Genomic DNA, 11,713 nt, shown 5'->3' with positions numbered 1-11,713 from the left:
AAGCCCGCGACTGACCAGCGCGGGCTTCTTCATGACGGCCTGGGATCAGGCCATCAGGAAGCGCAGTGCATCCGCCGCGGTCTGCTCGGGAATCTCCTCCATGGGGATATGCCCGACGCCCGGATAGGTCTTCACCTGGATCCCTGGCAGGTCGCGTTGCCACAGCGGTACGTGCTTCGGCGAGATCCAGCGGTCGCGTTCGCCCCACATCAGCAGGGTCGGCGCGACGATCCGGGCGATGCGTTCGCCGGAGGTGCCGAGTTCCTCGCGGTTGACCTTCAGCAACACGCGGAAGATCTCCATCATGCCCTTGCGGTTGCCCGGGCGGCGGCTCAGGTCGTAGTAACGGTCGACCACCCCCGGCTTGATCCGCCCCGGCTCGCCATAGACTTCCTTGATGCCCTGGGCGATCAGCGCCCGCGGCATCCACAGCGGCATCGCCAGGGTCGAGCCGGGCAGCGCCGCCGAGGCGATCATCCACGGCACCTTGCGCATCTGGTAACCGGCCGGGTCGATCAGCACCAGCCGCTCCACTCGCTGCGGCTGCGCCAGGGCGAAGTTCCAGGCGATATAGCCGCCCAGGGAGTTGCCAGCGATCGAGGCCTTGTCGATCTTCAGGAAATCAAGCAACTGGCCGAGGATCGCCACCATGCGCTCGCCGGAGTAACGGCTGTCACGCCCCGGCCCGGTCAGGCCGAAGCCCGGCACGTCGAAGCGCACGATGCGGAAGTAGGGCGACATCGCCTTCACCCAGTCGTCCCAGGTGTGCAGCGAGGCGACCACGCCGTGGATCATCACCAGCACCGGCTTGTCGCGGCTGCCTTCGTCGCGGTAGTGCAGCGGGAAACCGTCCAGCTCGATGAAGCGCGAGCCGCTGGACGGTGCGGCGTAGCGCTCGCGCAACGACTCCAGCGAGAGGGAGCCGAAGCCCAGGCGGGCGAATCCGACCGCCAGCGGCGGTTGCAGCAGATAGGGTGTCGCGGACATGGACGCACGTCTCCCGTCTTGTTGTTATGACAGGGCATCAGAGCATGGCCACGGCGGGCTGCGAGCCCAACCTAGGTTCTGTAGGCGCGAGCGGCGACTGCCCGGCTGTTACCCTTGCAGTCTCGTCGGAGCCTGGGTGCTGGGACAGAGCGTACCCACCAGCAGGTCGCCGAGCACCCGCTTGACCCGCGGCAGCTCCAGCGGGTCGCTGGCATTGAGCAGCTCCAGCGAAGCCGCCTCCATCGCCCAGATCAGCACCCGGTAGGTCAGCGCATCGTGGGCCGCACCCTGGGCGCCCAGGCGCTCGGCCCACAGCTCGATAATCTTCAGGTGCGCGCGCTGCCGGTGCGCCGCCAGCGGCGAGCCGGCATGCAGGGCCTCCTCCTGCATCATGCGGATGATCGGACCGACCGCCAGGTGGTAGTCGAAGAACAGCGAGACCATCGCCCGCAGCCAGTCCTCGTCGCTGCCGGCCTCGCTGCGCAGCCCGCCGAAGCGCGCCAGCAGCAATTGCACGGCGCTGTGGTAGATGCTTTCCAGCACCTCCAGCTTGCCGGCGAAATACTTGTAGAAAGTCCGCCGCGAGACCCGCGCCGCCTCCAGCAGGTCGTTGACCGTGGTCTCGGCGACTCCCTTGCGGGTGAACACCGGGATCGCCGCGAGCTGGATGTTGGTCCGTTGCAGATGCCCCACCAGCGGCCCCTCGCCCTGCGCCGCCTGGCGCGCCAGCGCGCCGTAGCCGCCGAGGTCCTCGAATACCGCCTGCAAGCCGTCCCACTGCGCCGTTGCCATCCCGTCCGCCCCAATCGAAGCGCGGGGTGACGGCGGCCCCGGCCATCGCTAACCTAGGCCGATCCACGCGCCCCGCAAGGAAAGTCCGTGCCGACCCTATCACGCCGCCTGCTCTGGCCGCTGGCCATCCTTTTACTGGTTCTCGGCCGCCCGCTCGCGGCCGCCGACCTCTACTACCTCGGCCAGCGCATCCCGGACATCCAGAAGCCCTGGGACAGCCACGACTACCAGGTGCTGATCGACGCCCTGAAGAAGATCGAGGAAACCCAGAAGAACGCCCTGCCGCGACGCAGCGGCGAATTCACCGGGCCGCTCTACCTGCGCATGGTCAGCGAGGAAAACTTCCGCCCGCAGCTGAACATCTACAGCCCCCTGGAGATCCGCCAGAACGAGGCCCGCGAAGTGCTGTTCAAGCTCAAGGAGCTGATGCGCCTGTACTTCGACTTCCGCGCCGCCAAGCAGCCCTACGGCGCCGAAGCGCTGGGCCTGATGAGCTACTCGCTGCGCGAGCAGTCGATCCTGTTCACCCTCACCGTCGAATTCTGGATGACCCTGTCCCAGGCCGAACAGCGCAACCCCGCGCGCCTGCAGGGCATGCAGGAAACCAAGGCGGCCGCGGCGATGCTCACCGGCAGCGCCCTCGACTACCTCGGCCTCACCGCCCAGTTCGAGCGCCAGGACCTGGTGCTCTACTCCGCCGAACTGGCCAAGGAAATGCCCGAGCTGTTCATCCACCTGCCCCCCCCGGTGCGCGCCCAGTTGCTGGAACGCATCGCCGGTTTCGCCAAGGACCACCCTTACCCCGAGGTCCGCGACAACATGCGCGACCTGCAACCGGTGTTGCAGGCGATCCAGGCCGACGTGGAAAAACAGCTGGCGCCCGGGCGGAACGCCAAGGCACCGGACAAACCCCTGGACCTGAGCCCGCCTCCGGAGGGGAAACCCAGCGGCGTCAACGGTTTATGAGCGGCGGATTGGACTCTCGCAGCCCTTTGCCGTAGACTGGTCGTCGACCTGTCAAGGTTTTGGGGCCGATTAGGATTCGACGCCGGTAACAAAACTTGAGGGGCATGCCGAGCTGGTAGCAGAACTCGTAAATTCGCTGCTGCAAACTTATAGTTGCCAACGACGACAACTACGCTCTAGCTGCTTAATGCGGCTAGCAGTCGCTAGGGGATGCCTGTAAACCCGAAACGACTGTCAGATAGAACAGGATCGCCGCCAAGTTCGCTGTAGACGTAACGGCTAAAACTCATACAGCTCGCTCCAAGCACCCTGCCACTCGGGCGGCGCGGAGTTAACTCAGTAGAGCTGGCTAAGCATGTAGAACCGATAGCGGAGAGCTGGCGGACGGGGGTTCAAATCCCCCCGGCTCCACCAAACGCAAACGACAAGCCCCTGATTTTCCTAGTGAATTTCAGGGGCTTTTTCTTTGCCCAGTCCCTTGCCTGCTCCTCCAGCGCCGGGCCTTTCCTGTTGCCGGCTCGCCTTGCTGCTCCCTCCCCTACCGTGACCGACACCCGGCGAGCTTCGCCAGCCCGCTCTTTTGGCTGCGGACGCGCGGAATGATATTTCCCGAATCTGTTAATGAGACCGTTCGATTCCGCCGCCAACAAGGCTCTGGAACGCTGGCAGGAAAACATTCATGGATTCAGGTTCGAAACTCCCCGTCCAAGAAAACGAGCCTCCGAGAAACCGACGCATACTTTTCGTCAAGCAAAGAAAAAGAATTTGAGCTAGACACTCACTACCAGGGTAAGCAGGCGTCTTATATCCCTGGAAAGCGAAACCTAAAACAGAGATTCCAAAACACGATAAACCGGCCTCCACAGACGCTCGAAGGACAAGAAAAATGAAAAAGGAACCGAAAGGAGCAAAAAACAGGATAGTCATCGCCAAAGATGAGAAGAACGTTCTGACCTGCACCAGCGAAGGGTTCGAATATACGCCAGACATCGTCAAGAACGTCTACGGAAAGAGCAGCCGACCCGCACTGGAAGACTGGTTCCTGACGGAACTTGATTTCTTTCGCAGGTATTACCCGGGATACGAGATTTTCACCCTCGGCTCCAGTTGTGTCTTCGGCGAAAAGTTCGTGAACTACCTGACCATCTGCGAATTCGACATAGACAGTACCTACGCCTTCGACTGTCTCAAGAAGGCCCTGAGGGAGTCCGACCAGGCCATTAGGCGGAAACTCTCCGCCATGTGGAAATGGGACATAGCCGCCAGGAAGGACTGGAGCATCGTCTTCATGGTTGGGCACATGGACTTCGCCTACTTCCTCCAGCACAGGAAGGAGTTCCAGGGGGATGCCCATAAGCGCTTCATGAGTACATTCACCACGGCGGAGACGAAAATCACCTCTCGCGACTACAAGGTCATGCATGACGGCGCGATCCTGCCCTTCGACGAAACGGCCCTGTCGCCGGAAGACAGGTTCATTTTCGAGAACTATCAAAAGATAAAGTTCGAAACCACGCCACTATGAAGTTACCGAGCAAAAACGAAAGGCGCCCGGCCGGACGCCTTTCGCCAACAAACTTCAGCCACTCGCCAGTTGCTTTCAAGCACTCCTACGAAGCCCAGGAGTTCCGACTCCTGACCGACTCTTCCAGAGTTCCGCAATAAAACTACAAATCAAAAATATCCTCAGACTGGACGCTTGAAAAAACACCGTTGGCAACGTTTCAATTCCCACCATATCTTCCGCATGGCAGTGGGAAAACTCATGTCACTACAGTCTGAAATGCTCGTGGAGCAGAAAGTTTCCAACGCCCAGAAATCCACCGGCACCGCCTATCTTCTGTGGTTATTCCTGGGCGGTTTCGGCGCACACCGCTTCTACCTGGGGAAAACCGGCACGGCGGTTACCCAACTGATCATCACGCTGATCGGTTGTTTCACCCTGTTCCCCCTGATCATTACCGGCATCTGGTGGATCGTCGATGCCTTCCTGATTCCCGGCATCATCCAGGGCCATACGGAACAGACCCGCCGCGACGCCCGGCTGGAAGTTGCAGCGCTGCAGGTAGCCGGCGCTTCCGTGTCGCACCCTCAAGACTGACCGGCGCACCTCGCTACGGTCCTCGGCGGGCCGGAGAAGAAACCGATGCCGGGAGGTGGGACAAGGAGAAGTCCCCTTCTGCGTTTCTTCCGCTGGCGATAGGTGCCGACTCGCTCAATCCCGAATTAGCCGCCAGAGCGGCCAGCACATCTCACTGATGCAAGGACCCGCATATGAGTGGAAAACCCGCCGCCCGCGTCACCGATCCAACGACCTGTCCAGTGCCAGGGCATGGCAGCAACCCCATCGCCCACGGTTCTCCCGACGTCGTTTTCGACGGCCTGCCGGCAGCACGGCAAGGCGACGCCTCAGCCTGCGGAAGCCCGATGATCTCAGCCGTTTCGTCGACGGTACTCATCAACGGCCTGCCGGCGGCGACGCTGGGTAGTATCGGGGCGCACGGCAACGTGGTTATCGGCGGCTCGGGGACGGTACTCATCGGCGACGTCTTCACGCCCGCCCCACGCGCTCCCGCCCTTCCCCTTAACTGCAACGGCGTGCCCTGTTCCGGGCGCTTCCAGCTCATCGACCACGAAACGGGCAAGCCCGTCGCCGGACGCCGGGTCAGGGTCTGGTCGAGTGGCGGCTGGAATGCGTTCGACACCACGGATGCCGACGGCATGACCTCCTGGATCGAGCGCCCCACCGCGGAGACCCTCTACATCGACCTGGTGCAGAGGGGCGACGCATGAGCGACCAGCCCAGCCTGTCCCGGGGAGGCATGAGCCCCGAAGGCAGGACCAACCCCTTCGGCACCCTGGAACCCAGGCTCGATCCGCAGGACAAGAAGGTGCTGTGCTCGGCGGTCTGCCATTGCAGCAGCACGCCCAACCTCAGCCAGGATGGAAAAAGCCTCAAGCAGGCGTGCGTGGCACAGCGGCTGGGAGAGTTGGACGAAATTCTCCAGGGACGCAGCCCCTACAAGCCCGAGGTCAGCTACGACATGACCAAGAACCCACCGCAGCCGATTCTCGATAGCCAGACCGGTAACAGTCCACATGGCTGGATACCGGGATGGATCAGCAAGTATTGGGATGAAGATCCGGAGCATCCGCCGTTCAAGCCAGGGAAAGGAATGATTCGCAGGCCCGACGTGATCATCGTTCAGAATCCCAACAGGCCGCCAACCCAGGACAATATCAAGCAGGTGGTGGAGATGAAGTTTCCGCCTGACCCACATAATAGGGAACAACTAGAGGATTATGCAGCGATTGCCGGCAACAAGAACAAGATTGTTGAAATGAAGCCCTCCGACTGCGACTGTGGCCAGGATCAACAATCCAAGGTGCCAGTAGAGCAAGTAGGGTGGGCCGCCGCCATCGCAGGTGGGGTGATGTTCGTCTTGACCCGAGGCCGTTCCCCTCGCCCGATGATTCCCGCCTATTGATCAAGAGGAAAAGCCCATGGAACAGCCATTCGATCTGGCCGCAGAGTTAACCAAGCAACCCCATCTACTGGAAATAGCCGGCAACCTGTTGATGAAGGGCGGCCCCGAAGACTATATCGGTGCAGTGCTTTGCCTACGCGGCACTCTCTACTTCAAAGAGGCCCATACCCCTCTGGTACGAGAGTCATTATGCCAATGCTTCGATGAGTTCAAGCGCCTGGCAGAGCCCCACCTCACCCGGCTCTGGCGTGAAGAGCCTGCAAAAGGAAAGCCACTGACCGCATACCGTGACACCCAACCACTGCGCGAGATGATGGGGGCAATGGATGAAGACGATCATCTCAGCTTCTGCTACACCAGCGGCAAGAAATCCCGCGATGCAGGCGCCTGGCTGTTTGATATTTACGGCAAGCGGAGCTGGCAAGCCAAAATGGGGCATGATCTTAGTGTTCTGGAGTTCTCCGTACCTCTGCTATATCAAGAGCAGCAGCCATTGGATTTCCTACAGCTGTTTATCGACTTCGCACGGCGACTAGAGCCTGAGCAGGGGTATGCGGGGCATGCCTACAATCTCTCGCCGACCAGTTGGGACAATGACGAGCCCTCCGAAGCCTTTATGGCGGCGCGTATGCCGGGTTTGGATGTAGGGACGGCTTGTCTGCTGGCCAATACTCCCGAGTTCAAACCTACAAGAATCAAAACTGTCAGTTGGCTAACCCTCCTGAACAACGAGCGCCTGGCGCTGGCCGGCGGGCTCGATGCCCTGCGTGCGCAACTGCCCTCCAGCCACTTTGCCCTCTACCGCTACGGCGATGGCGTGGTAATCCAGGCCGGTGCCTATCCCTATATCGCGGGTGATGCGGAAGACTCCAGACCCGCTCCGTATGTGCTGCTGAACCACGCGCTCAAAGGCATTCGCTATGAAACCGTCGGCTCGCTACACGGCGGCTCCCACGACGGCGAATTGCGGCTGGTGGGCTGGGCGGCCGATCAATGGCTGAAACGGCTGGATGTGGAAGACAGCGAACTCCCCCGCTGGCGCGACAAATTGCTCAACACTGAGCCATGCTTGGACGCGACGAACTCACTGCCGGAGCGCCCGTAGGGGCTTACGTTTTCTGGGATCAAAAGTGCTCGCCAAGGCTACACTCCCTATGAGGCGAGCCTGACAGAAAAATAAATATGTCCCCTTTTTCCTTCTTTTTCCTTACCTAAACGACTACATCAGCCTCCGCGCAAACCCACCTCCCACGAACAAGCCCCTTCAGCTCATCGACGCTAAGAGTTCGATCACGCCTGCGATGAACAACTGCATGGCAATTTGCACAGAGGGGCACCAGGTCAGTTTCAGGGTTCACGGCTTTGGGGGCTTCGAACTCAGAAATGGGCTGCGTGTGGTGAACGTGGATAAAACCCTTCGCGTACTCGCCGTATGCCTTTCCGAAATCAAAACCGCACGCCTTGCAAGCTACACCATGAATCGCAATTGCCTGGAGACGCAGCGTTGGGTCACGCTCGTAGCGGACCCCGTAGTAGGTGGACAGACTGCCCTCGGTGCGAGACTCGAAGCCCCCCAAAGCTCTATCGCCCCAACTCTCGGCAACCTGCAAAGGCTTAATCTCGGCCCTTGCCAGGATGCTATCAAAGGTGACCTGTCCAATCTCCCGGACACCACTACGCCAGTAGTTGCTGGCCTTCGATGGCGGAATGGGCTCTAGGTAGCTATTCCCTTCTTTTGCCAGGACTGCCTGCTCAAATGGCTGAAAACTCTCGATCAACGCGAAGAGATCACCTTTCGAGCTTTCAGGGTCAGGGTAAACCTTGCCGATACGCGCAATACCAAAGTAATGCGGCTGAGCACTGAGGCGCTGATCAGCAAAGGACTTATCTGTCAGCTTGCCCTTGTAGTAAACCACCTGCACCCCTGGCTTAAGGATGGCGCTGTATCGCCTTGGGTAGTGGTAGACAGCTCCAGTTTCGTCGTCCCAGATCGACACATCATTCTCAGCGATAACGGCGGGCATAGCTGCAGAGTCCTTTCATGATGGTTGAGCGACAGCCTATCAGGCACCTGCCCAAAATCGAACCTGGCAAAGAGCGGGAGCAATGCCCCTCTACTAGAAACCTATACCTACTTGAGATCGTTAGGCATGTAGCGAAAAGGCATGCCCAATTCACCACAACAGCCTAGCCAGACAAGGCGGATAGTACGGCACAGACGCTCATAGTTAAGGCCTGTGTGAATTCGGCTCAATGAACATACCGGCTCACATAGAGACTCCTCTAACCCCCGGCCTCGCCGGGGGGCACCGCCTCCGTCGGTTATCGTTGTCTGCGTGCGTATTCCGCCTCGAACAGCGACAGGGCGTCGCTGAGCAACGACAGCAAGGAGCCGGTGATGCGGCAGGTGCTTTCGCCGGTCTTCGGTTTCGTCGAGCAGGTCGAGGACGCTCAGCGTTCCGATCGCCGACTCCAGACGGCGGCGGGCGGTGTCGAACAGGTCTTCGCTGGCTGCGCTGCTGTCCAGGTAGAGGGTGGCGCAGCCGGGATGCTGGTTGCATTGCGAGGTGCGTCGCAGGGGGATGAAGGTGGAAGGGGACTGTGCGGTGACGGTTTTACCCGGCCAAGGCGCCGCTCGGGCAAGGTGCGAAGCGCTTCACAAAATGCCAAACAGAGGGCGAGCGCATCCCATCGCCAACACGCAATCGCCTTGAATGGCCGCTTCGATTCCTCGTCATGCGCGGATGCCGTGCCCGGCTCCAGCGCATCGCCACCCGCACCGGAAACCCTATGCCCTACCGCGTTCTCCTGCTCATCCTGGCCCTGACGCCCGCCCTCGCCTCCTCCGCCACCCTGGACGAACGCCTGGGTGACCTTGAACACGCCTTCAAGCCCGACCTCGACGGGACGACAAGCGCAAAGCCGGCCAGCCCGCCGCCGGAGCGGTTCAAGCTGGCGCCGCTGGGCAGCGTGGTGCGCAAGAAAGAGTGCGCGACGTCGAGACTGCCGGATGAGCAGTCCAGCTGCGCGGCGCTGGAGTTCTGCACGGACTGCGCGCAGTAAGCGCAGCCTCCAGGCGGAGCGCCGGCAATCTCACTTGGCGAACAACTGACCCATGTCGCGGAAGCTCTTGAACTCCAGCGCGTTGCCGCAGGGGTCGAAGAGAAACAGCGTGGCCTGCTCGCCGACCTGGCCCTTGAAGCGGATGTAGGGCTCGATCACGAAGCGGGTGCCGCGCTGCTTCAGGCGTTCGGCCAGGGCGTGCCAGTCGTCCCAGGCGAGGACCACGCCGAAGTGCGGCACCGGCACGTCGTGGCCGTCCACCGGGTTGCTGCCGGCGTGGCGCTGGGAATCGGTCTGCGGGTGCTGGTGGATGACCAACTGGTGGCCGAAGAAGTCGAAGTCGACCCAGTGCTCGGCGGAGCGGCCTTCGCTCAGGCCGAAGACCTCGCCGTAGAAGCGCCGGGCGGCCGGCAGGTCGTGGACAGGGATGGCGAGGTGGAAGGGCATCAGGCTCATGGCGCGGTTCCTCTGTGGGTGTGCCGGGATTATTTGCCGTGCCGATTTCGATGGAAAGCGCATAATATTTCGCCTGAGCAACACTTTTTTCGAGGCTTGGATGATCCGCGAACTCCGCACCCTGGTCGCCGTGGCGCGCCGGGGCTCCTTCGCCGCGGCGGGTGAACAGGTGGGGCTGACGCAGTCGGCGGTGAGCGCGCAGATCCGCGCGCTGGAACGCAGCGTCGGCGTCGAGTTGTTCAAGCGCACGCCGCGCGCGGCACACCTGAACGAGGCCGGGCGGCAGGCGGTGCGTACGGCCGAGCAGATCCTCGCGCTGTTCGACGGCATCGGCCAGGGCGACAGCCCGCGCGGACGCCTGCGCATCGGTGCGGTGAACACGGCGCAGACAGGGCTGCTGCCGGAGGTGCTCAAGCGCCTCGCCGAACAGGCGCCGCACATCGAGCCGCAGGTGGTGCCGGGCGTCTCGCTGCACCTGCTGGACCAGGTGGACGCCGCCGAACTGGACCTGGCGATCCTCATCCGCCCGCCGTTCAACCTGCCGCGCGGGCTCTCCGCGCAACGGGTCGAGCGCCAGCCGTTCGTGCTGATCGCGCCGCCGCAATGCACCACGACGGATGCGCTGGAATTGCTGCGCACGCAACCGTTCATCCGCTACGACCATGTGTCCTTCGGCGGTCGCCTGGTGGGCGATTTCCTCGAGGCGCAGCAGCTCAGGCCGCGCCAGGTGATGGAGCTGGATGAGATCGACGCGATCGCGCGGATGGTGGAGAACGGTCTCGGCGTGGCGCTGCTGCCCCGGGCCGGGCTGTGGCTACGCGAGCCGGCGCGGGTACGGGTGATCGAACTGGGCGCGCTGGAATTCCAGCGCGAGCTGGTGATGGTCAGCCGCAGCGGTTCGGCGCAGGACGACCTGGTCGGTGAATTCCGCCGCGCCCTGCTGGCCGAGACGGCGGCTCAGGAGGCCGCGCCGACCACCGCGTAGCGCGGCGCCGGGCGCGCCAGCTCGCCGAGGAAGGTCCACAGGCGTTCGGCCTCGCCGGGTAGCGGCAGGCGGCGACGGATCAGGGTGTAGCGCAACGGCACGTCGAAGCGCTGGCCGCCGGCGCGCACCAGGCGACGGCTGGCGAGGTCCTCGCGGACCAGGGTATGCGGCAGCCAGGCGACGCCCAGGCGCGACTGGGCGAAGAAGCGCAGCCCCTCGGTCTGGCTGGAACTGTGATGGCGCTGGAGGAACAGGCCGCTGTCGCGCAGCAGCGGTTCCAGGGCCCAGCCCAGGTGGCATTCCTCGGAGTAGCCGAGGAACGACAGCGCTTCGGTCTGCAGGCGGTCGAGATTGAACAGCGGCTGGCCGGCGGCGTCCGGCGCGCAGACCGCCACCAGTTGTTCGTGGCCAAGCTCCAGGCGCTGGAACTCGGCTTCGCTGTCGATGCCCAGGCGGCGCGACACCGCCTCGCCTTCGTCGAGCAACGCCACCACGTAGTCCACCGAGCCGTCGCGCAGGCGCGACAGGCATTGCGGCAGGTAATCGCAGTCGACGCTGAACTTGGCGCTGCGGAAGTCCGCCTGCAGGCGCGGAATCCAGTGCGGGAAGAACACCGAGGAGAGGATGTGCGGGGCGCAGAAACGAATGCGCCGCTGGGCGTCTTCGTCGCGCTCGCGGATCGACTGGCGCAGGTTGTCCAGGGCGCGCACCGCGTCCTGCGCCACGCCTTGCAACTGGCGGCCGGCCTCGGTCAGTTCGAGGGCGTGCTTGTGGCGCTCGAACACCGGCGCGCCGAGCCACTGTTCCAGGGTCTGGATACGCCGGCTGAGCCCGGACACGGAGACATGGCACTCCTGCGCCGCACGGCTGAAGCTCTTGATCCGACAGAGGACGAGGAAGTCCTTGAGCATCACCAGGTCGATCATCGTTGCGCGTTCCTCAACGGTCGGGCGTTTTCAGTCTACTTCGCGCGGCG

13 protein-coding genes, 1 other RNA gene and 1 pseudogene are annotated in these 11,713 nt (G+C 62.5%); 9 read left to right on the top strand and 6 right to left on the bottom strand.

Going from position 1 to position 11,713, the window contains the following annotated elements; genetic code table 11:
* Window positions 1–45: 45 nt before the first annotated feature.
* Window positions 46–987 (bottom strand): alpha/beta fold hydrolase, encoded by a 942-nt coding sequence (locus tag FHW81_RS12380; protein WP_003085798.1) that lies wholly within the window; start codon window positions 985–987, stop codon window positions 46–48.
* A gap of 108 nt (window positions 988–1,095) precedes the next feature.
* A complete protein-coding gene (locus FHW81_RS12375) occupies window positions 1,096–1,779 on the bottom strand; it encodes a TetR/AcrR family transcriptional regulator (protein WP_003085795.1) in 684 nt (227 codons plus the stop codon).
* Window positions 1,780–1,866: 87 nt separating this feature from the next.
* Here FHW81_RS12375 and FHW81_RS12370 point away from each other — a divergent pair, with 87 nt between their 5' ends.
* From FHW81_RS12370 to FHW81_RS12340, 7 genes are all read left to right on the top strand, one after another.
* Complete coding sequence (locus FHW81_RS12370) at window positions 1,867–2,745, top strand: hypothetical protein (protein WP_106120564.1); 879 nt, start codon at window positions 1,867–1,869, stop codon at window positions 2,743–2,745.
* Between the two features lie 61 nt (window positions 2,746–2,806).
* Window positions 2,807–3,159, top strand: a transfer-messenger RNA (tmRNA) gene (ssrA, locus tag FHW81_RS12365).
* 472 nt (window positions 3,160–3,631) lie between these two features.
* A complete protein-coding gene (locus FHW81_RS12360) occupies window positions 3,632–4,270 on the top strand; it encodes a hypothetical protein (protein WP_003109444.1) in 639 nt (212 codons plus the stop codon).
* A gap of 240 nt (window positions 4,271–4,510) precedes the next feature.
* Complete coding sequence (locus FHW81_RS12355; protein ID WP_024947444.1) at window positions 4,511–4,846, top strand: TM2 domain-containing protein; 336 nt, start codon at window positions 4,511–4,513, stop codon at window positions 4,844–4,846.
* Between the two features lie 173 nt (window positions 4,847–5,019).
* Window positions 5,020–5,538 carry a PAAR domain-containing protein gene (locus FHW81_RS12350; RefSeq protein WP_024947445.1) on the top strand — a complete coding sequence of 173 codons (519 nt, stop codon included), beginning with the start codon at window positions 5,020–5,022 and terminating at the stop codon, window positions 5,536–5,538.
* Window positions 5,535–6,233: a VRR-NUC domain-containing protein gene (locus FHW81_RS12345; protein WP_024947446.1), complete on the top strand. Its 699-nt coding sequence runs from the start codon at window positions 5,535–5,537 to the stop codon at window positions 6,231–6,233. Before FHW81_RS12350 ends, FHW81_RS12345 begins: the two co-directional genes overlap by 4 nt.
* A gap of 16 nt (window positions 6,234–6,249) precedes the next feature.
* Window positions 6,250–7,338, top strand: coding sequence for a DUF3396 domain-containing protein (locus FHW81_RS12340; protein WP_106120563.1), 1,089 nt, complete (start codon window positions 6,250–6,252; stop codon window positions 7,336–7,338).
* A 106-nt stretch (window positions 7,339–7,444) separates the two neighbouring features.
* On the opposite strand, the gene FHW81_RS12335 is transcribed toward FHW81_RS12340, so the two are convergent.
* Both FHW81_RS12335 and FHW81_RS12330 read right to left on the bottom strand, forming a co-directional pair.
* Window positions 7,445–8,257: an HNH endonuclease gene (locus tag FHW81_RS12335; RefSeq protein ID WP_003114208.1), complete on the bottom strand. Its 813-nt coding sequence runs from the start codon at window positions 8,255–8,257 to the stop codon at window positions 7,445–7,447.
* A gap of 298 nt (window positions 8,258–8,555) precedes the next feature.
* Window positions 8,556–8,817: pseudogene (locus FHW81_RS12330) on the bottom strand (hypothetical protein).
* 206 nt (window positions 8,818–9,023) lie between these two features.
* Here FHW81_RS12330 and FHW81_RS12325 point away from each other — a divergent pair.
* Window positions 9,024–9,296 (top strand): hypothetical protein, encoded by a 273-nt coding sequence (locus FHW81_RS12325; protein WP_003145735.1) that lies wholly within the window; start codon window positions 9,024–9,026, stop codon window positions 9,294–9,296.
* A gap of 30 nt (window positions 9,297–9,326) precedes the next feature.
* Here FHW81_RS12325 and FHW81_RS12320 read toward each other — a convergent pair whose 3' ends face one another.
* Entirely contained in the window at window positions 9,327–9,752 is a 426-nt protein-coding gene (locus FHW81_RS12320) for a VOC family protein (protein ID WP_003085665.1), read from the bottom strand.
* A 100-nt stretch (window positions 9,753–9,852) separates the two neighbouring features.
* On the opposite strand from FHW81_RS12320, the gene FHW81_RS12315 reads away from it, so the two are divergent.
* Window positions 9,853–10,737, top strand: coding sequence for a LysR substrate-binding domain-containing protein (locus tag FHW81_RS12315; protein WP_003145737.1), 885 nt, complete (start codon window positions 9,853–9,855; stop codon window positions 10,735–10,737).
* Here the strand turns inward: FHW81_RS12315 and FHW81_RS12310 are convergent.
* Window positions 10,710–11,663 carry a LysR family transcriptional regulator gene (locus FHW81_RS12310; protein WP_003085661.1) on the bottom strand — a complete coding sequence of 318 codons (954 nt, stop codon included), beginning with the start codon at window positions 11,661–11,663 and terminating at the stop codon, window positions 10,710–10,712. The two genes, FHW81_RS12315 and FHW81_RS12310, sit on opposite strands and share 28 nt — an antisense overlap.
* Window positions 11,664–11,713: the final 50 nt, after the last annotated feature.

The sequence above is a fragment of the Pseudomonas sp. RC10-4-2 genome (genome assembly GCF_050433085.1).
GTDB lineage: Bacteria > Pseudomonadota > Gammaproteobacteria > Pseudomonadales > Pseudomonadaceae > Pseudomonas > Pseudomonas aeruginosa.
The sequence above is the reverse complement of the archived record's forward strand: the minus strand, read 5'-3'. Positions and strand labels throughout refer to the sequence as shown.